This is a genomic window from Myxococcota bacterium, from assembly GCA_039030075.1.
Classification (GTDB): Bacteria; Myxococcota_A; UBA9160; order UBA9160; family SMWR01; genus JAHEJV01.
Map to the genome: position 1 here is coordinate 61,208 of JBCCEW010000007.1, position 19,880 is coordinate 81,087.

The window sequence follows — 19,880 nt, forward strand, 5'->3', positions numbered from 1 at the left end:
CGCACCTCCTGGAACTTCTTGCCCTCGAGAATCTTCTGGAGAGCCTCTTCCTTCATCACGTCGCACTGCTCCGCCACGCCGGAATCGTTCGCGGTTCGGCAGGGTTTGCGGTGCTCCAGGGGGAAGGGGCCACGTATGCCCTCGCGGGGGTTAGCCCGCGGGGATTGACGGCTAGCGGGCGTCCTTGGAAGAATGCTTCGCGGGCGCCTTTTCCTGACCTGGCCGCCGTGAAGATGATGCCATCGTGAAGAAGACCATCCAGCATCTCTCGGCCTGGAGCCCCGACGTAGCAGGGCTATTCGCGAGCTACGACAAGCTCGAGGAGCTGCCGCGGCTTCTCGCGCATGCGGTCACGACGCTGATCCCGACCAACATCGCGTATGTCGGCGTTCACGAGGTGAAGCGCCTTCCGCGGGAACTCTACGCGTACCCGAAGAACTTCCAGCAGCCGCGCGACTACACCGCGGAGCTCTTCGTGCTCGATCCTTTCTACCAGGCCTACAAGGAGGGACGCACGGGCAGCCTTGGCTTGTTCGAAGAAGCCCCCCCCGACTTCGAGCAAAGTCCGTACTTCAAGAAATTCTACGAGGAGGTAGGCATCGTCGACGAGATGCTGCACCTCTCTCTCGTACCCGGCGGTGGCGTGGTCGGGGTCGGCATCGCGCGTACGCGCAAAGACGGTGCGTTCAACAAGGAGGAGCGCGAGCTCCACGAGGCCATCTTCCCCGTAGTCGAGCAGGTCTCGGGGCGGCTCGTCCACTTGCTCCTCGAGGCCGGCCAACCGCTGGCCGGCAGCGACAACGACGTCGAGGACGCCCTCGAGCGCTTCGGAAAGGAGATGCTCACTCCCCGTGAGCAAGAGGTCGTCCACCTGGTTTTGCGAGGCCACAACACGCAGTCAGTGGCGCAGTCGCTCGAGATCGCACCCGACACCGTCAAGCTCCATCGCAAGCACGCCTACGCGAAGCTGCGGGTGAGCTCCCAAGGGGAGCTCTTTCACAAGTTCCTTTCCACGCTGGGGCTTCGGACCTGACTGGATCTCGCCGGCGCTCGCTGCCGGTCCACGACTGAAGAGGATCGCGGGCGCGACACTGAGCGCCGCGTCGGAAACGACAAGGAGAACTCCATGGGCGAACCCATTTCAATCGAGCGCGAGGGCCGGATCGCGATCATCACCAACGAAGACGCGCCGCGGAATCGCATGACGATCGAGTTCATGGACGCGCTCGAGAAGGCGCAGCACGAGCTCGAGAAGGACACTTCGGTGGGCGCCGTCGTGATCCGAGGCGCCGGAGAAGAGCACTTCTCGGTCGGCATGAATCTGAAGCAGTTCGGTCAGGGCGTGAAGGAGAAGGGCAGTTTCGATGGGATCCTCGACCAGCGGCTGCGCGTGATCCGCAAGATCGAACGGGGCTCGAAGCCCTGGATCGCCACCATGTACGGCTACTGCCTGGGCGGTGGCCTGGAGCTGCCCCTGGGTTGTCACTTCCGCCTCGCCGCGGAAGAAGGCGCCAAGATCGGTTTGCCCGAGATGGACCTCGGTGGGGTCCCCGCCTGGGGCGGAACGGCGCGGCTCACCCGCGTGGTTGGCCAGGCGGCGGCCCTCGACCTGATCCTGCGCGGCAAGATGATCTCCGGTCCCGAGGCCTACCGGATCGGACTCGTGCAAGAGGTGTGGCCCAATTCGGAGCTCCAGAAACGCGCGCGCGACCTGGCCCACGCGCTCGCGAAGCAACCCTCCACGGCCGTGGCTGGGGTCATCGACTGCGTCAACCGCGCGGGTGAGCTGTCCCTGGAAGAGGCACTGGCGGTCGAGCGCGAGTGGGTCGACAAGACCTCCGGCTCGAAGGATCAGCAGGAAGGCATGCGTGCCTTCCTCGAGAAACGAGAGCCGCGCTTCCACGACTAGCGGACCGGACCGAGGTCTCGACCACGCTCCGCCGCAGGCTGGCGCCGTCGGCAGACCCGCCAGGCTTCGAGGGGCGATCGCTCTCGCGAAGCTCGACGACGGGGCGAGACGCGTGAACTCTTGACGGCGGTGCCGGTCGAAGAGACCTTCCTCACGCTTCTCCCGAGCCCCGAGATCCCCCGGGAGGAAGCGGGAGGGCGCGATGGGACCGGAACAGACGCTCGAGGCGTTCGAAGCCGAGCTGGTGGCGTGGCTCGACGCGAGCGACGCGCCGCCGGTGGAGGATTCGGTGGCCTGGTCCGAGCGGCTCGGCCAGGCTGGCTTGCTAGCGCCCGACTGGGTGCCCGAGCACGGGGGCCTGGGCCTGCCACGCACCCACGTGCGTGCGCTCGAGTCGGCGCTGCGCGAGCGCGGTATCCGCCGCACCGTGAGCGGCGGCCTCGAGATGCTGGCCCCCGCGCTCCTCGAGTACGCCTCGCCCGAGCAGCTGCTCGAGTTCCTGCCGCCCATCGCACGCGCCGAAACCATGTGGGCCCAGGGCTATTCGGAGCCCCAGGCCGGCTCGGACCTCGCCAACGTGCAGATGCGCTGCGAGGACCAGGGCGATCACTACCTCGTCAACGGCCAGAAGATCTGGACCTCGGGCGCCGACCAGTCCGATTGGATCTTCTGTCTCGTGCGCACCGACCCGAGCGCCAAGAAGCACGACGGCATCAGCTTCCTGCTCGTCGACTTGCGGAGCGAGGGCATCTCGATCTCGCCGATCGTGCTGATCTCCGGACGCTCCCCCTTCTGTGAAGTCTTCTTCTCCGACGTGCGGGTGCCGAAGGGCAACCTGATCGGCGGGGAAGGCGGCGGCTGGCCGATCGCGAAGCGCCTGCTCCAGTTCGAGCGCAACATGCTGGGTTCGGGCGGGCTCGCCTCTCTCACCGGCAAGGCCGGACGCAAGAGCCTCGCCGACGTCGCCCGCGAGCGGGTGGGCGTCGACGCCGAGGGTCGACTCCAGGACGCCGGGCTGCGAGAACGCGTGGCGCGCCAATGGGTCGACGAGCAGGCGAACCGGCTCACCGGACGCCGCGGACGCGGCGGCGACGCCGCGCGCGTGTCCTCGATCCTGAAGCTCGCGAGCTCCGAGACCAGCCAGCAGCGCTATGCGCTCCTGATGGACCTGCTGGGTTCTGAGGGTTTCGGCTGGGAGAGCGAAGGCTTCTCGGCCCATGAGCTCTCGATTCCGCGCCAGTGGCTGCGGTCCCGCGCGAACACCATCGAGGGCGGCACCTCCGAGGTGCAGCTCAACATCATCGCGAAACGCGTGCTCGGCATGACGGGCGGCGGCAGCGGGGTTCCCGACCAGTCCCTCGCGCGCAACGAAGACGAAGCCCTGATCCGCGACTCGGCGCTGCAGTTCCTCACCGAACAGGATCCCCTCGGCTCGGTGCGCGACTGGCGCGACGCCGAGAGTGCTGCCCCGTGCTCGGCCGCGTTCTGGTCGGCCGTGCAGGAGTTGGGCTGGCCCGGCCTGCTCGCCCCCGAAGACCAGGGCGGCGCCGGGCTCGGCCTTCGCGAGTGCGCCGTCGTCTTCGAGGCGCTCGGGCGCCACGCCGTCTCGACGCCGCTGTTCGCGAGCGGGGTGCTCGCCACGAGTGCGCTGACACTGCTGGACGCGTGGGGCGTCCTCCCCAAGGCGGAGACGCTCGTCACCGGAGACGGCACCGTGGCCCTGGCCCTCGACGAATCCGCGCGCTTCGACCCCTCCGCGATCGCGACGACGGCCCGGCGCGTCGACGGCGGCTTCGAACTCTCGGGCACCAAACGGCCGGTCCTCGACGGCGCAGCCGCGGAGCGCTGGCTCGTGTGGGCCCGCCTCGAAGCCCCCGAGAACGCCGACACGCCGTTCGCGCTCTTCGTCGTCGACCCGAGCGCCGCGGGGGTCCACTGCGAGACCCTCCGCTGGATCGATGGCCGGCGCGCCGCCGCGATCCGCTTCGACGCCGTGCGACTCGACGCGAGCGCCCTGCTCGGTACGCCGTGTGCCGAAGCGACACTGGTCGAGCCGCTGCTCGACCGGGCGTCGGTGATCCTGGCCGCCGAGTTGTGCGGCATCGCCGCCGCAGCGCTCAAGCGCACCGTCGAGTACCTCGTCACCCGCGAGCAGTTCGACCAACGGCTCGCCGAGTTCCAGGCCCTGCAGCACCGCTGCGCGCGGCTCTTCGCCGACATCGAGCGCACCATCTCGATCACCCAGGCAGCGGCCGCCGCCGTCGACGAAGGCGCGAGCGACGCGTCGGCCCTCGCCAGCGGCGCGAAGGCGCTGGCCTCGGAAGTCGCGCGCACCACCACCGAGGAAGCGCTCCAGCTCCACGGCGGGCTCGGCATGACCGAGGAGCAGGACATCGGCCTGTTCTTCAAGCGCGCCCGCACCACGAGCGCGATCTGGGGCGACGCGCGCTACCACCTGGCCCGCGTCGCGACCCAGAACGGCTACTAGCGCTCGGCCATCACTCGGTTTCGAGCGCGCCAGCCGCACCCAGTCGCGACAGGGGCCGGTAGCCGAAGATCAGCAACAGCGTGAGAGCGACGACCGGGATCGCACCGAAGGTCGCCATCGCGGCGCGATCCCCCACCTGGTCGGCGAGGGAACCGACCACGAAGCCGCCCACCTGGGCGAGCTGGGCGACGGTGAAGAGCAACCCCATCACGCGGCCGCGCATGCGTTCGGGCACCGACATCTGGAGCCCGGAGAAGGCCGAGATCTGCCAGATCTGGGCGGCCAGGCCCGACGCGAACTCGACGCACAAGAGGTACGGGAACGACGTCGCGAAGGCGTAGAGGAACACACAGCTCGAGAACCCGAGCATGCTGAAGGCGATCGCGAGACCCGGCCGGCGGAAGTCGGGCAGCATCGTCGCGACCAGGGAGCCCAGCAGCGTTCCGAAGCCCGCGGCGGCCGCGAGGGCACCCATCCCCTGGCTTCCCACCTCGAGGACATGCCGCGCGAACACCGGACGCATCGCGAAGATCGCCCCGTTGAAGAACGCCATCGCGCAGGCGAGCAGTGCCAGCGCGAGGGGTGGCGTGCGCACCACGTAGGCGAGTCCTTCCTTGAGCTCGCGCCAGGGCTCGCGGGTGGCGCGCGCCGAGCGCCCGGGAATCGGGATGCGCAGCAGGAGCAGGGCTGCGACGGCGAAACTCGCGGCGCCGACCGACCAAGACCCCACCAGACCCACGGCGGCGATCAGGAAGCCGGCGAGCGCCGGCCCTCCCATCTGGCCGAGCCCGATCGCGGACGAGTTGAGTGCGATTGCGGGCTGGGTGTGGCGCGCGCCGACCACGTCGAAGACGTAGGCCTGACTCGCGGGTTGCCCCAACGCGTTCAGGAGCCCGCCCAACAGCGCCGCGACCAGCACGTGCCAGAGTGCGATCCACTCCGAGTGGACCAGCGCCGCCAGCGTCAGCGCCAGGCCCGCCGTGCCCAGCCGCGTCGCCGCCACCAGGTTGCGTTTCGCAAAAAGATCGGCGGCGACGCCGCCGAGGGGCGAACCGATCGCCACCACGACGCCCTGCACGGCGATCGCGAGCCCGAGGATCGTCCGCGAATCGGTCAGATCCGTGACGAGCCACTGGAGCGACAGCAGGTGCACCTGGATCGCGAAGAAGTGGAGCAGGTTCGAGCTCCACACGAACCCGAAGTGGGGCAGGCGGAACGGGGCGAACGGCGACCCGCCTCGGCGATCGTTCGAAGGGTCGTTCACGACAGGCGGCGCACGAGTATCGGCCTGGAGCGGTGCGAGAGGGTGGTCACGCGGGCGGCTCCAGACCGAAGAGCCGACGCGCCGTGTCGCCGAGCACGGCGCGCTTCTCGTCGTCGCTGAGCTCCGACTCCAGGATCTGCGGCAGCAGGTGGCTGATGCGTCGCCCGACCGGGTACGAGTAGAGGTCGGTCCCGAATGCCACGCGCTCGGCGCCGAACTGGCGCACGAAGTCTTCGATGAAGTCGAAGTTGTAGCTGAGGCTCGTGTCCATCACGATGCTCGGCGCGAGTTCGGCGACGAAGAAACACTGGCGCGTCGCCTCGTACGAGCTGAACGGATCGAGGGCGAGCATCGGCACGTCGGGCAGGGCGCGCCCCAACGCGGCCAGCTTCCAGAGCGCCTCCTCGGGCGTGTCGTCCATCGCGTGAATCACGGGAACGAGCCCGTGGCTCGCCATGCGCTCGCAGTACTGCAGGATCCAACGGCTATCGAGGGACACCCCCTGAAAGCGCGTGTGGAAGCTGATGCCCACCAGACCGAGGGACGCGATGCGATCGATCTCCTCGAAGCTCGCCGCGCCGTCGCGCGGCTCCACGACACCGACGGCGGCGGGAAAGCGGTCGGGGCGGGCATCGCGGTAGGCGGCGATCGCGTCGTTCTCGGCGCGCGTGTCGACGATCCCTCGGCTGCGCTCGTAGCCGTGGCCGGGAATCACGAGGGCCTGGGCGACACCGCCGCTATCCATGATCTCGAGTCGTGAGGTGAGCTCGCGCTCGGCGTACTGCCCCGCGGTCAAGCCCTCCGCGTTCTCGAGCGCACCGCCCAACGCGCGGAAGGCGTTCCCCACGTGGTGGTGCACATCGAGGACGGGGAGCGTTTCGTCCGGTTGCGTCGTCGCCATCGCGGGTCCCCTCGAAACGAGTGCGTCAGTCGAAGACGGCCCAGGTGAGCCGCTCCACCACCGTACGGAGCAGGTCGACCTCGGCCTTGCGCTGCCGCTTCGAGACCTTCCCGAGCACCTTGTCGTACTCGGCCGCCAGATCGCGGGTCAAGGCATCGGCGAAGGCCCAGCCCTCGCGCGTGAGGCCGACCAGGATCGACCGGCGGTCGTCCGGGTTCGGTGTGCGCTCGATGGTCCCGGCCTGCTCGAGGCGATCCAACGCGCGGGTGAGTCCCGCCGAGGTGATCTGTACGAATTCGTTCAGCTCGAGGGGCGTCGTGCGATAGCCCTTGCCGCGCAGGCGCAGGCCGCCGACCACGCGAAACTCGGCGTCGCTGATGCGGTGGGCTTTCAAGGCGCGTCGATAGAAGGCCTCGGTGAGCTGTCGCGCCGCGCTCAGATGCGCGAAGTAGGCGAAGGCGTCGCCGTCGACATCCGGGTGGGCCGCCTCGTGCCGCGCGCGGGAGCCGTCGAGCAGGTCGAGGACCCGGCGGCGATCCGCTTCGGGCGAAGCGGGGTCCGGCTCCTTCGTGACACGTTTCGCAGGGCTCACGTCCGACCGACTCCCCTCGACACCCGTACCCGTCGTTCGTAGAATACTAGTTGCGCAGTTAGTCAAATGCCACGGTACCGCGCGTTCGCGCCACGGCGAACGATGTCGAACGAGGGGGCTCGGAACGTGCCCCAGACACCGAGCGGCGAGCTCACCTCGCGCGACCTCGCAGCCTACGGTCTGGCCTCGGTGCCGGCGCAGTTCAGCTACGTGCTCATGCTGATCATGTACCTGAAGTTCGCCGTCGACGACCTGGGCGCCTCGGCCACCGCGGTCGGCACGATCTTTCTGGTCGCGAAACTCTGGGACGCAGTCTCCGACCCGCTCGTCGGCAACTTGTCCGATCGCACCCGCAGCCGCCTGGGACGTCGCAAGGGCTGGCTCTACGCGTCGGGCCCGCTACTCGCGCTCTTCGGTGCGATGGCCTGGGCGCCGCCGGCGACCCTCGAGGGGACGGGTCTCATCGCCTGGATCGCCGTCGCGATCTTCGGCTTCTACACCGCCTACACCGTCTTCGAGGTGCCCCACATGGCCCTCGGCGCCGAGCTCACCTTCGAGCGGCAGCAGCGCAACGTGGTGTTCGGCGTCCGTCAGGTGCTGCGCACCCTCGGCATGTTCGCGGCGGGCACGCTCGGCGTGCACTGGGTCGGTCAGGGGCGCGGACCGGCGGCCATGCTCGGGTTCGTCGCCGCGGGCATCGCTTTCGCCCTCGTCGTGGGGTGCGTCGCCGCCCTCCCCCGCGAGCGAGCCGAATTCGCCGGGCGCGGCGGCCACAACCCGCTGCACGCCGTACGCGACGTCTTCGCGAACCGCCACGCGCGCCTGCTCCTCTTCGTCTTCTTCATCGAGAACCTCGGCTCGGGCGCCATCGGCGTGCTCACCCCCTTCGTCATCGAATACGTCGTGAAGCGCCCCGACCTGCTTCCGGCCCTGCTCGGCGGCTACATGGTGTCGGCCCTGGTCGCCGTCCCGCTCTGGGTGTGGCTCGGCCGCCACTTCGAGAAGCGCCGTCTCTGGCTCTTCGCGCTCGTCCAGGGCGGTGTGGGCTACAGCCTCGTGTTCTGGTCGGGAGAAGGCGATTGGCATTGGATCGCCGCGTGCGCCGTGTTGGCCGGCGTAGCGAACGCCTGTGGCAACACGCTCGGCCAGGCCCTGAAGGCCGAGGTCATCGACTATGACGAGCTCCTCACGGGCGAACGCAAGGAAGGCGCGTATTTCGCCGGCTGGAGCTTCATGTCGAAGCTCGCCGGCGGCATCATGATCGGTGTGGTCGGCGTGGGGCTCGACTGGTCGGGCTATGTGGAGAACGCCGCCGAGCAGACCGAACTCGCGAAGGACACGATGCTCTGGCTGATGGGCGGAGTCCCGATGGTCGCGTTCGCGATCGCGGTTGCGCTCTTCTCTCGCTTCGAGCTCTCCGAGCGAGAACATGCCCGCATCCGTCGAGAGCTCGACGCCCGCGGCGACGCAGAAAGGTGATCGAGCGTCGCACCACCCCAAGGTCGAGTCCCGCATGTGCCCGCGATGGCACATGCCCACGGCCACTCCGGCTTGAACTAGAATGAGGTGGCCTCGCCCTCACGAGACAAGACCATGGACCTCCCCCGGTTCTCGTTCGCTTCGATCGTGACGCGAGCACTGGCCGCGTGTACGTCGACCCTGTTCCTCGGCACGAGCGTGACGGCGCTTTCCCTCGAGAGTCGGATCTATCGAGAGGACTACGAGGCGGAGACCGTCTTTCCGACGACTCCCGAGGAGGACGTGCTGGGCATCGCCGGGATGTCTGGCTTCGACACGCTCCTCACAGGGGAACCTGCGCTCCAGTCGGGGGCGGCGCAGGTCTTCGCCTCGGGCCCCATCAATCTCGAGGGAACCGCTATCGACACCGCCGCCACGCTCGGAGCCAATGACTTCGGTCTGCGTGGCCAGTACGCCAACGTGACGATGGTGGGCGACGGGACCGCGTTCGCCGGCCTTTCGTCTGCCGTCGAGATCACACGAGATGCCATCTCCGTCGGAGTGCGCATGCAACGGCAAGCCGGCAACGAGTCGGCCGAGCTACGCGTCTCGCTGGTCTCGGGTGCCGACGGTGTGACGGTCATCGCCGAGGCGTTCCTCGCGTTGAGCGGACGAGAGGCCGCTGCACTTCTGGGAGGTGCCGCGTTCACCTTGGACCTCTTCGTGGACCGCGGATCGAACCGAGCGCTGGGATCGATTCGGGTCGATGGATATCCGGAAACCCCTCCCGTCGACATCGACCTGTTCGGCGTGGGGACATCGGCGATCGCCAGCGCATCACAACTCGGCGGCTTCGACCGATTCGCCACCCAGCCCAGCAGCGTCGAACTCGACCTTACCGCGTTCGAGGTGCACTCCGAGCTACTGCGATCGTTCAACATCGATGTGGGCACCGGGCTAGGGACGCCTTCCAACTCCTTCGGTGCGGCGGGGCCCGCGGGCCCGTGGACAGAGATCGGTGTAGGCACGACGCTTCTGACCGACACCCTCGGAATCCCGAGCGGCGCGAGCGCGTTGCTGATCACGAGCTCCGCCGCAGGATCGATCGGCCCCGGCGCCACCGACGCGGAGCAATTGCTCGGCGACTATGGCTTCGACTGTGCGTTCCCGAGCGTCTGGTCTCTACAGGTGACGGGCCTGGCAGAAACCGCGCACGACGTGATCGTCTACGCCCCGGCCGACACCCAGACGATCAGCGGGGCGATCCGAGTCAACGGGAACCTCGTCGGCGACCTGGATGGCGATCCGACGTTCGCGCTGGTGGAGGGGGTCTCCTGGAAGCGGGTGGTCACCTCGGCGCCAGGAGGCGCCATCACCGTGTCGGGAAGCGAGGGCTCGCCGCTCTGCGCGGGCGTCTCCGGACTACAGATCGTCGCGAGGGCCTTCCCCGCCGTGCCCGGCCTCAGCGACCCCTTCGCGCTCGCCGCGGTCGCGCTGCTCCTGTGCGGGCTGGCCGGCCACGCGCTGCGCGGCTGCCCGACGACCGCGACCCATCCTGGACGGTCCGGCGGCACGGGGCGAGGGGGTGAGCACGGCTGGACGCGCTCGCCGGGAGCGCCGCTCCGTGATCGCGCGCGGCCGGCGGCGGGCGCCCACCCGGCGCTCAGCCCGCCGCCTCCTGCGGCACCAGGCGCTTGCGGCTGCAGAGGAAGCGAACCGGCCGTTGCACGATCGCGCGTGACCAGCCCGCGATCCGATCGTCGAAGCGGCCTTCGCTGAGGAGCGTCAGGAACTTCGCCCAGACGCGTCGCTGGTCCGCTTCATCCTGGCAGGGTCCGAACTCTCCTCGTCGGATGGCGGCGCCGAGGCGCACCCAGAAGCGCAGTTCGTCCCATCCTTGCCCGGAATAGAGCGCGGCTCCCTCGAGCCCGCGTCCCAGCGCGATCGCGTTCGCGACGATGCTCGAACGCAGGGCCTCGAAACCGGGCTCGTCCGCACCAGCACCCGCCTGCTCCTGCAGGAGCGTTGGATTTCGCCGGGACGTTCGCGGTGACGGTGAGACGGACGGTTCGCGCAACTGCTACTCGACCGTCATCACGCCGCGCATCGTGACGTTGTGCCCGGGAAAGGTGCAGAGATACGGGTAGGTGCCCGGCGCCGGCGCCGTGAACTCGATCGTGTCCGATTCACCGCCGCCGACCAGCTTCGTTCGAGCAACCACCTTGTCCGCCTGGTCTTCCGGGAAGTACTCGGTGTCCTGCTTCATCACGGCAGCTGCCGCAAAGGCGTCGACGTCGGTTCCTGCTGTCAAGATGACGAGGTTGTGCCCCATCGCGACCTTCGGCATCTGGCCGACGTGTTTCAGTGTCAGCTTGACCGACTCACCGGCTTTGACCGTGAACTCGGTCACGTCGAACTTCAACATGTCGTCGCCTTCGATCACGACTTCGGCGGCGTGAGCCGCGCCAGCCCAGGCGAGGATGGTGACCATCACGAGCGCGCGCAGAACCTTCATCTTTCCTCCCGTTGTCTCAGTGAAATTCCCCGCAGAGGCAGGGCGAAACGCATCGTAGCTCCCGGACCGGCCTTGACCGGACTTCGGAAACGACGCATCGTGGACGTTAATGAAAACGATTTTCATTTTCAAACGAGGCCTGGCAAGCCTCCTGTTCCTCCTGATGCCGCTGTGGCTCGGCTCGGCGTGCAGCGTCCGGGACGGTGGCCGTGCCCCAGAGAGCGCGGCCCCGCCGCGAGCCTTCGCCCCGCCGCCGCTCGACGTGTTCGGACATCGATTCGAACGCCGAACGCTCCCCAATGGGCTCCAGGCGCTGGCGGTGCAGGAGTCCGAAACGGACTCGGTGTCCGTCTACGTGGTCTATGCGGTCGGATCGAGGATGGAAACCCCGGAAACCTCGGGACTCGCCCACCTCACGGAACACGCGATGTTTGCAGGAACCCACGAAGTCGGGCCAGGAGAGCTCGAGCGAACGGTCCGCGAACTCGGAGGCGATGCGAACGCCTATACCCGAGACGACTACACCCTCTACTACGACGACGGGATCCCACCGGCGGCGCTCGCGCGTGTGCTCGACCTCGAAGCCGACCGCATGCGCAACCTGTCGTTTCCCGAGAAGGCCGTCTCCGCGGAACGCTCCCGCTTGGAGGTGGAAGAACGCGAGACCGCGAGCGATACGCGTCGGCGCCGATTGCTGATCGATCGGTTCGTGTTCGGGCCGGCCGGCTACGGCGCCTCGGTTCCCGACGAGAACGGTCACACCCAGGCGCGACAGATCGAGATAGAGACGATCAGAGCTTTCTACGACCGGTGGTACCAACCCGGCCGGGCGGCGGTCGTCGTTGCCGGCGACCTTCCAGCAGGCCAAGCGCTCGATGCCATCGAGCGAGCGTTCGGCGCCATCCCGGCAACGAACCCTGTGAACCGTGCGTTCGCTCGTGCGACCCCAAGTGCCGGAAGCATCGAGCGAACCGCCAAGCTCTCCATGCCGCGAGTCGTTCGTGCCTGGTTGGGGCCCGCCCGCCGTACCGACGAGGGCTCGCTCCTCGACCGCGTCGCCCTCGAGACCCTGGCCCTCGTTCTCGATCAGCGTCACACCGGGCTCTCGGTCTCGGCCGGCCAACGTCAGGGTCGCGATCGGTTCACGCTCTCCGCAGCCGGCGCTGACGCCGACGCCCTCGTGGAGAAGGCGCTCCGGGAAGCGACGATCGCGCCCATGGCCGCCTCGGACCTCGCGGCTGCCCAGAATCTCCTGGAGCGACGCCTGTCGAGCGCTCCGCTTCGCGGGCGACCCTATTTCTCGCTGGCCGCCCAGCTCGGCATCCACAGCGCTCTCGGCGACCCGACCTACCTCTCGGACTACCCGGCGGTGTTGCGCGACCTGACACCGGCATCGGTACACGAGGCCGCCCAGCGATGGCTCGTGCCCGCGTCGGGGGTCGCGATGCGCTTCGTGCCCGACGAGGGATCTCAGATCGCCGATCCCACGCAGCTTCCCGATGATTCGAAAGCGCTCTGGGCCTTCGCCGAGCGCGCGCTCGATTCGGGGGACCACGCGACCGCCGCGGAAGCGTTCACGCGCTTCGCAGCGCAATCGGAGAGCCGCAAGCAGCGCGTAATCGCCTTGTTCTACGTCGGTCGGCTCGAGCGAGAACTCGGACGGATGGAACGAGCGCGAGCCGCGCTCGAAGAGGCCCTCTCCATCGTCGACTATCCCGCTGTGCGCGCCGAGCTCGAGGCCTTGGATTCGGCAAGTGGCGCCGGTGATGCGACGTCCAGCGTCGCTGCAGCCCCGCCTCCGGAGCCCGAGGTGCGGCGGAAGGGCCGCGGCGTCGCGAACCCGGAGACGCTCGACCCCGAAATCGTGCGTCTCGCCGAGACGTGGATGACGCGGGTCGAGCGCTGGCGGGGTCTCCCGTTCCGCGAAGACCTGCGCATCGAGTACGGCGCTCCGAACACCCGGGACGAGAAGATCGCCGGCTACTACTCACCGCGGGAAAAGCGCCTCGTCGTGATGGCGGGACGGAGCGAGACCTTCGCAAGCGGGACCCTCCTCCACGAGATCGTCCACGCGCTGCAGGACCAGCATTTCGATCTCACGCAGCTGCACGAAGCAGCCGCGTCGACCGATGCCGCGCGCGCGCTTTCCGCACTCGTCGAGGGCGAGGCCATGCTCGCCGTCTCTGAACTCATGAACTACGACTTCCTCTCGCACGCCACGCTCCTCCCGACGAGCCCGGTGGACCGAGACCGGTTCGGCAAGGTCTTCCGCTACGGCGAAGGGATGCGCATGGTGAAGGCACTGCGCGCCGAGGGGGGCTGGCCGCTCGTGAACGCGGCCTGGAACTCACCGCCGAACCGCACCCTCGAGGTGCTTCGTCCCGACCTGTGGTTGGCACGACAACACGGGAACGCGTCGCTCGCTGCGGCGGCGGACGGGTCCGAATCCCTGGGCGCGTACGGCGTCTGCCTGTTCCTGGGAGATGCCGAGGCGTCCCGCCCCGAGGCGCGCGAGTTCGCACGGCACCTGGTACAAGACCACTACCAGGCCTCGGAGCCCGGCAGCGGCCCGGGCCGCTGGACCCTCGAGTTTCGCGACCCGAGCTGGGCGACCCGCTTCGCCTCCCTGGCCCGAGAGCGCGAAGGAGTCTCGCTGCTGGACAGTGCGTCGACGGACGCGCGGGTCGTGCTCGAACTCGAAGCCTGGCGCCCCTGACCCGGCGTTCGGCGGGTTGGTCTGCCACTGGAGAATGCGTTCGGCTTCGCGGCGGCTTCTAGGAACGACGCGATGACGCGTGCAGCCCGCGCACGAGCGAAACGGCCAGCACCACGCCCACCCCGAGCAGCGGGACCGACCCGACGAGCGAGGCGAGCTGGAGCGAGCGCAGCCCTCCGATCGCCATCAGGCCGATCGGCAGCCCCGCGATCGCGATGGCCCAGAACATCCGGTGCCAGCGCTCGGGGTGCGCGCCCGCCTCGAGTTCCCTCGTCGCGCCGGCGGCCAGCGTATAGGCGGCAGAGTCGAAGGTGGTCGCGAGATAAATGAGCGCGATCACGCAGAAAGCGACCAGCGAAGCCGCACCGAAGGGCAAGGACGCGATCACGGCGACGATCGCCGCAGGCGTCCCCTGGGCTTCGAGGATCGAAAGCACAGGAACGACGCCCGTGAGCTCCGCCCAGAGCGCGTAGTTCCCAAGCACGATCATGTAGATCCAGGCGCCTCCACTTCCCAGGAAGAGCATGCCGACGATCACCTCCCGCACCGAGCGCCCGCGCGAGATGCGCGCCACGAACATCCCGACGAAGGGCGCGTAGGAGATCCACCAGGCCCAGTAGAAGACGGTCCAGTCCTCGACGAAGCGGGTGTTCTGCACGGGGTCGGTCCAGAAGCTCATCTGCACGAAGTGCTGCAGCATGTGACCGATCGAAGCGGTGCCCATCTTCAGGATGAACAGGGTGGGCCCCACCACCAGCACGAAGAGCACGAGCGCGAGACTCGTCGCCATGTTCCAGTCGCTGAGCCGGCGGATCCCACGATCCAACCCGACGTACACGCTGGCCGCGAAGATCGCGGCGCACGCGAGGATCACGCCGACGCTCCATGCGAAGGTCGGCTCGCCGGAGGTGAGGTGGGCCAGGCCCGCGGCGATCATCGGCGGGGCGAGGCCGAGAGACGTACTGGCCCCGCCGAGCAGCCCGACGATGAAGAGCACATCGATGGCGCGCCCGAGGGCGCCATCGGCGTGCCGGCCGATCACCGGCCGACACGCGCGTCCGATCCGAAACGACTTCTCGCCCCGCACGTAGACGGCATGGCCCACCGCGAGGGTGGTCAGCGCGTAGAAGCCCCAGCCGGGGAAGCCCCAGTGGAAGAGCGGGTAGCTCGTCGCCCAGGCGATCGCGGCGTCCGAACGGGGCTCGGCCCCGAACGGGGGCGCCGTGAAATAGGACGCCCACTCGATGGTGCCCCAGTAGAGCAGGCCGCTCGCGATGCCCGCGCAGAACAGCATCGAGAACCAGCTGAAGTTCGAGAACTCACGTTCGCTCGGGTCGCCCAGGGTGACGTCGCCGTGGGACCCGAACGCGAGAGCGCCGAGCAGGCCGAGCGTCAGGACCGCCGACCACAGATACGCCGGCGCGAGGTGCGTCGCGATGGCTTCGTAGCTGGCCTCGATGAACGAAGCGCTGTGTTCCGGCGCCAGGGCCAGCATGATCGCAGCCAGCAGCAGCGCCACCAGCGAAGTCGCGAAGACGGGCCTGTCCAGGGTTCCCGGTTGATTCGGGTCGGCGTCGGGATCCACGAAGTTTTCTCGCGTGCATGCTACCCCGAACGCCTCAGCGCGTGAGGAGGAATCCGCGCGACACCGGCGAGCGGCGCGGGTCGGCAAACCAAGCCGCGCAGTGACGCCGTGTGCGGACGATCACCGGCGCAGGCCTTCGCCGCGGCCGAGCCCCGAGAGCGCGCGGCCTATTCAGAGGGCCGGCAGGCTCGTGTTCCCGGACGAGATCGGGAGGCTCGGAGGCGCGCAAAGCCGGCGCCGATGGCCAGGATCACCCCGATCCCGCCCAGCGGGGTGAGCCCGGGAACGGTCTGCAGCAACGGGGTCGACGCGGGATCGACGGGGTTCGTTCCCGAGGTCGCCTCTCGCAGGTCGTCTGCGCCGTCACCATCCGTGTCGGACTGCAGCGGATCCGTTCCCGTATCCCCGAGGTCGACGAAGACACCCGTGTTCGTCTCGACGGTGTCGGGCAGGCCGTCGCCGGCATCGAAGGAGCGATCGAAGCGGCCGGCGCATGGGGGCCGATTCTCGGCCTCGCCCCGGGCCCAGGTCAAGGCGACCCGGGCTGGGTTCGACACACCGCCGCCGTCGCCCGAGGGCAGGTACGCTCGCAACCTGCCGCAAGGGCGCTCGAAGCCTGCCGAGAGGAATCGCCATGATCCGTACGTCTCGTCTCACCTTTCCCGGTGCCGGCGGCACCGAGCTGGCCGCCCGCTATGACGCCCCGGTGGGACCGGTCCGCGCGACGGCGCTCTTCGCTCACTGTTTCACCTGCTCGAAGGACTTCGTCGCCGCATCGCGCGTCTCGCGGGCGCTCGCCGAGCGAGGCTTCGGGGTCCTGCGCTTCGACTTCACGGGGCTCGGTCACTCGGCCGGCGAGTTCGAGAACACGAGCTTCTCCTCGAACGTCGACGACCTCGTCGCCGCCGCGGATCACCTGCGGAACACCGTCGGCGCCCCCGCCCTGCTCGTCGGACACAGCCTCGGCGGCACCGCGGTGCTCGCGGGCGCGGCGCGGATCCCCGAGGCCGCGGCCGTGGTCACGATCGGCTCGCCGGCCGACCCCGCCCACGTCCGCCGGCTGTTGGTGGACGCCCTGCCCGGCGTCGAGAGCGAGGGAGTCGGCGAAGTCGAACTGGCGGGGCGGCGCTTCCGGATCCGACGCGAGATGATCGAAGATCTCGAGCGTCATCCGCTCGCGGAACGCATCGCCTCACTCCGCAAAGCGCTCCTGGTGATGCACGCCCCACTCGACGCCCAGGTCGGCATCGACAACGCCAGCGAGATCTTCCTCGCCGCGAAGCACCCGAAGAGCTTCGTCTCCCTCGACGGTGCGGACCACCTGCTCACGCGCGCGCAGGATGCAGATTACGCCGCCGGCGTGATCGCGAGCTGGGCGGCGCGCTACCTCCCGGCCGAGGCGGCCGATTCAGCCGGCGAAGCCGAACCCGGTGAGGTCACCGTGACCGAGACCGACTACGGCCGCTATGCGAACGACATCCAGATCGGACCGCACCGGCTCCGGGCCGACGAGCCGCCGTCGGTGGGCGGCGACGACTCGGGTCCGACCCCGTACGGACTGCTGTCGGCCGCGCTCGGCGCGTGCACCACCATGACGATGCGGATGTACGCCGATCGCAAGAAATGGCCGCTCGAACGCGTCTCGGTGTCGGTGCGACACGCGAAGATCCACGCGAAGGACTGCGAGAGCTGCGAAACCGAGACCGGGAAGGTCGACCGCTTCGAGCGCGCGCTTCGGATCGAAGGCCCGAGCCTTTCCGACGACCAACGCGCACGCCTCGTCGAGATCGCCGACCGCTGCCCGGTCCACCGCACGCTCCACAGTGAGGTGGAGATCCGGACGCGCGTGCTCGACTGAGCGCCTAGGGCGCGGCGAGGTGCTCGGCGAGAAATCGCAACACCCGATCCAGGATCTGCGCGGTCTGTTCCGGTGTGGTGGCATGCTCAGCGTCGTCAATCCAGAGCCACTCCACCGGTTTCCCGCGGGCGAGCAGCATGTCGCGCATACGGACACTGTGCTCCCGGTCGACGCGTCGGTCGAGATCGCCGTGGACCAGGAGTACGGGGATATCGATGGCGTCCGCCTGGTACGCCGGCGATGTCGCGATGAGGCGTTCCCGGTCGGCCACGGGGTCGCCAACGATCTCGGCGTAGGCCTGGCGCCCGTGTTCGGTAACCGCGAAGTCGCTCGAAGCGAACAGGAGAAGGAGATCGCTGGCGCCTGCTGCCGAAGCCGCGCAACGGTAAGGATGTCCGGGGCGGGTCGCGCTGATCAGCGCCGAGTAGCCGCCGTAGCTGTACCCGAAGATGCAGACCCGCTTGGGATCGACCTCGCCCTCCGAGAGCACGCGCTGGAGCGCTGTCTCGATGTCGTCTTCGATCCCGCGTCCCCAGGCATGTCGGCCGGCATCGAGGAACCCCCTGCCCTTGCCGGACGAACCGCGATAATTCACCTGGAGCACCGCGAACCCCGCGCCGGCGAGCGACTGCACCCAGGGGTTGAAGTCGCGCGTGTCGCGCATCCCGAGAGGCCCGCCGTGTGGCATGACGACGAGAGGGGGGCGTGCTCCCTCGAACCGTTTCGGCAGCGCCAGGAAGGCCTCGATCGAAAGACCGTCCGCGGAATCCACCTCGAAGACACGCACTGGAGACAACCGATCGGAATCGACCCAGGGCATCCGCTTCCCGACCTCCTCCAGTTGCTGGGAGAACTCATCAACCAGGAAGTAGCTGCCGGGATCGGACGAATCGCTGACGAGAACGATCGACCGACCTCGGTCGGCAGACGTGCTCACGATCTGGGTGATCTGCTCCGGAAAGCGGCTCTGGAGCAAGGCGCGCTTCTCGGAGAGGATCTCGTCGAAATAGTGGTGCCGCGCCACTCCGGCCTCCTCGTAGGAGACCCCGATGACCTCTCTACCCTGGTAGTCGGTGATGACGTTCAAGATGTCGAGCACCGGATGCGCGAAGATCACCTCTCCGAGGCGCCCGCTTTCGATGTCGTAGCGGCGGAGCGCAGCGGTCGGACGGTCCTCACTACTGAGGACGAGCAGGTCGCGACCGCCGTTCGCGAAGCCCACCGGAATCGCCGGCTCGTCGTCGATAGCATCCCAATGGCCGATCTTCTGCCAGCGGGAGTTCACATCCGCGCGGTATCGAAGTGTCCGCTCGGTCGGCGAGTCCGGGTCATAGGTCAGCGCCGCTCTCAGTAGCCCTTCGGCGTCCGCAATCCAGCGCAAGGCAGGCTCCGGCAACGCCGAGACCTTGAAGCGATCGTGCAGGGTCCGACAGGGAGGGTCGCCGGAACGCTGACGCCGGCACCCGCTGGGCGAGACGAGCTCGGAGATCGGAAGGCGATACGCATCGCTCCCGACGGACCACAGAAGCTCGCCTTTGACGAGCGGCAGCGTATCGATCACACGGCCGCGCGATCGGATCGGAGAGAGGCGCTTCGCCACCGAGCGCTCCATCGTCTCGAGCGTCGCGATGGCGTTCCGATAGCCCCCCCTGTGTCGATGGCTGACGATCAAGGTGTCGTCATCGATCCAAGCGCTCCAGATCGGATCCTTCTGCAGCAGCAGGGTCGTCGACTCCCCCGACTCCACCATGCGCACCCGCAGGCAATGCGACTCGTAGTCGAAACAGGTCTCCACGAGTAGCCGACCCGAGGGGTTCAGGACGGGCCGGCTCACAGCGACCGGGCGGAACAGGTCCTCGGTCGTCTGACCCGTCGCTTCCGTGCTGACCGCCAGGAGGTGAGCGACGACGAGACAGGCGAGGCTCCACCGGTGCTTCACGGAGAGGACCCAGAAGCGTTCGCTCCCCGTGTGGCTGCGCGGTGGCGCTCGAGGAAGACGTGGTGCGCAGGTCCGTTGTACGCGAAAGGGTAAGCCTGAGAGAGATCGGGATAGGCCTCGCCCACCATCTCGCGCGCGATCGCCGTCCGGTCGATGGTAGTCATGTACACCTCGTACTCGCCCATTTGCTGGACGTCGAGCATCCCGACGTAGTTGATGCTCCCGGGCTCGACGCGGAAGTACAGGCGTTCCTCCGGACGGAACTCGAAGGCCGTGTCTTGCTGCCGATAGAAGCGGCGTCGCTCCCCGCCGCGGGCCGTCAGCAGGATCTCCGACCATCGGTAGCTGCCCGAGCGGATCCCGATGAGCTGAAGGTGCTCTCCCACCGGCACGTCCTCGGCGACCAGGGTCCGCCCCGCATGCACGGCGCCGAGGGGGGCGTTGGTGCGCACATGCACGACCAGGAGTCCGTCGAGAGGCCCCAATGCCACCGCGTCCCCTGGAAAGACGGGCCACGAATTGGCGCAGCCCACGAGGGCCGCGACGCTCCCGGCGAGGAACACCCCGCGAAGTGCCCTTCCCAGGCGGCGGGCTCGGGCCGTCCTCCTCTCGAGGCGGCGGTCGGTTCGGGCCTTCTCCTCGGCGAACGTCAGCG

At 68.4% G+C, this 19,880-nt stretch carries 15 protein-coding genes; 7 read left to right on the top strand and 8 right to left on the bottom strand.

Features of this window, described 5'->3' with window-relative positions:
• Positions 1–244: 244 nt before the first annotated feature.
• The 3 genes from AAF430_09530 to AAF430_09540 all read left to right on the top strand — a co-directional run bounded on the left by AAF430_09530 (position 245) and on the right by AAF430_09540 (position 4,397).
• Complete coding sequence (locus tag AAF430_09530; protein ID MEM7410459.1) at positions 245–1,033, top strand: helix-turn-helix transcriptional regulator; 789 nt, start codon at positions 245–247, stop codon at positions 1,031–1,033.
• Between the two features lie 93 nt (positions 1,034–1,126).
• Complete coding sequence (locus AAF430_09535; GenBank protein MEM7410460.1) at positions 1,127–1,909, top strand: enoyl-CoA hydratase/isomerase family protein; 783 nt, start codon at positions 1,127–1,129, stop codon at positions 1,907–1,909.
• A 202-nt stretch (positions 1,910–2,111) separates the two neighbouring features.
• The gene (locus tag AAF430_09540) at positions 2,112–4,397 is read left to right on the top strand and encodes an acyl-CoA dehydrogenase family protein (protein MEM7410461.1); all 2,286 of its coding nucleotides are present in this window, start codon (positions 2,112–2,114) and stop codon (positions 4,395–4,397) included.
• Between the two features lie 10 nt (positions 4,398–4,407).
• On the opposite strand, the gene AAF430_09545 is transcribed toward AAF430_09540, so the two are convergent.
• From AAF430_09545 to AAF430_09555, 3 genes are read right to left on the bottom strand one after another with little or no spacing between them, the layout of a single operon-like run.
• The gene (locus tag AAF430_09545) at positions 4,408–5,661 is read right to left on the bottom strand and encodes an MFS transporter (protein ID MEM7410462.1); all 1,254 of its coding nucleotides are present in this window, start codon (positions 5,659–5,661) and stop codon (positions 4,408–4,410) included.
• A gap of 46 nt (positions 5,662–5,707) precedes the next feature.
• Positions 5,708–6,562 carry an amidohydrolase family protein gene (locus AAF430_09550; protein ID MEM7410463.1) on the bottom strand — a complete coding sequence of 285 codons (855 nt, stop codon included), beginning with the start codon at positions 6,560–6,562 and terminating at the stop codon, positions 5,708–5,710.
• Positions 6,563–6,587: 25 nt separating this feature from the next.
• Positions 6,588–7,154, bottom strand: a complete 567-nt coding sequence (locus AAF430_09555; protein MEM7410464.1) for a MarR family transcriptional regulator — start codon at positions 7,152–7,154, stop codon at positions 6,588–6,590.
• Positions 7,155–7,280: 126 nt separating this feature from the next.
• Between AAF430_09555 and AAF430_09560 the strand changes: the two genes are divergently transcribed.
• Both AAF430_09560 and AAF430_09565 read left to right on the top strand, forming a co-directional pair.
• Positions 7,281–8,633 carry an MFS transporter gene (locus tag AAF430_09560; GenBank protein MEM7410465.1) on the top strand — a complete coding sequence of 451 codons (1,353 nt, stop codon included), beginning with the start codon at positions 7,281–7,283 and terminating at the stop codon, positions 8,631–8,633.
• A gap of 114 nt (positions 8,634–8,747) precedes the next feature.
• Positions 8,748–10,391: a hypothetical protein gene (locus AAF430_09565; protein MEM7410466.1), complete on the top strand. Its 1,644-nt coding sequence runs from the start codon at positions 8,748–8,750 to the stop codon at positions 10,389–10,391.
• A gap of 301 nt (positions 10,392–10,692) precedes the next feature.
• Here AAF430_09565 and AAF430_09570 read toward each other — a convergent pair whose 3' ends face one another.
• Positions 10,693–11,127 (bottom strand): plastocyanin/azurin family copper-binding protein, encoded by a 435-nt coding sequence (locus AAF430_09570; protein MEM7410467.1) that lies wholly within the window; start codon positions 11,125–11,127, stop codon positions 10,693–10,695.
• A gap of 319 nt (positions 11,128–11,446) precedes the next feature.
• On the opposite strand from AAF430_09570, the gene AAF430_09575 reads away from it, so the two are divergent.
• On the top strand, positions 11,447–13,843 hold the full coding sequence (locus tag AAF430_09575) for an insulinase family protein (protein ID MEM7410468.1): 2,397 nt from the start codon (positions 11,447–11,449) through the stop codon (positions 13,841–13,843).
• Between the two features lie 58 nt (positions 13,844–13,901).
• On the opposite strand, the gene AAF430_09580 is transcribed toward AAF430_09575, so the two are convergent.
• Positions 13,902–15,428, bottom strand: coding sequence for a BCCT family transporter (locus AAF430_09580; protein MEM7410469.1), 1,527 nt, complete (start codon positions 15,426–15,428; stop codon positions 13,902–13,904).
• Positions 15,429–15,595: 167 nt separating this feature from the next.
• Positions 15,596–16,021, bottom strand: coding sequence for a hypothetical protein (locus AAF430_09585; protein ID MEM7410470.1), 426 nt, complete (start codon positions 16,019–16,021; stop codon positions 15,596–15,598).
• A 41-nt stretch (positions 16,022–16,062) separates the two neighbouring features.
• Between AAF430_09585 and AAF430_09590 the strand changes: the two genes are divergently transcribed.
• Positions 16,063–17,286: an alpha/beta fold hydrolase gene (locus tag AAF430_09590; GenBank protein MEM7410471.1), complete on the top strand. Its 1,224-nt coding sequence runs from the start codon at positions 16,063–16,065 to the stop codon at positions 17,284–17,286.
• 4 nt (positions 17,287–17,290) lie between these two features.
• Here AAF430_09590 and AAF430_09595 read toward each other — a convergent pair whose 3' ends face one another.
• Together AAF430_09595 and AAF430_09600 are read right to left on the bottom strand one after the other, a co-directional pair.
• Entirely contained in the window at positions 17,291–19,225 is a 1,935-nt protein-coding gene (locus tag AAF430_09595) for a prolyl oligopeptidase family serine peptidase (GenBank protein MEM7410472.1), read from the bottom strand.
• Positions 19,222–19,716, bottom strand: coding sequence for a hypothetical protein (locus tag AAF430_09600; protein MEM7410473.1), 495 nt, complete (start codon positions 19,714–19,716; stop codon positions 19,222–19,224). Before AAF430_09600 ends, AAF430_09595 begins: the two co-directional genes overlap by 4 nt.
• Positions 19,717–19,880 lie beyond the last annotated feature (164 nt).

Excerpts from the sequence above, each read along its gene's own strand:
- AAF430_09565 (MEM7410466.1), top strand. The coding sequence starts at position 8,748 with ATGGACCTCCCCCGGTTCTCGTTCGCTTCGATCGTGACGCGAGCACTG.
- AAF430_09540 (MEM7410461.1), top strand. The coding sequence starts at position 2,112 with ATGGGACCGGAACAGACGCTCGAGGCGTTCGAAGCCGAGCTGGTGGCG.
- AAF430_09535 (MEM7410460.1), top strand. The coding sequence starts at position 1,127 with ATGGGCGAACCCATTTCAATCGAGCGCGAGGGCCGGATCGCGATCATC.
- AAF430_09590 (MEM7410471.1), top strand. The coding sequence starts at position 16,063 with ATGATCCGTACGTCTCGTCTCACCTTTCCCGGTGCCGGCGGCACCGAG.
- AAF430_09570 (MEM7410467.1), bottom strand. The coding sequence starts at position 11,127 with ATGAAGGTTCTGCGCGCGCTCGTGATGGTCACCATCCTCGCCTGGGCT.
- AAF430_09550 (MEM7410463.1), bottom strand. The coding sequence starts at position 6,562 with ATGGCGACGACGCAACCGGACGAAACGCTCCCCGTCCTCGATGTGCAC.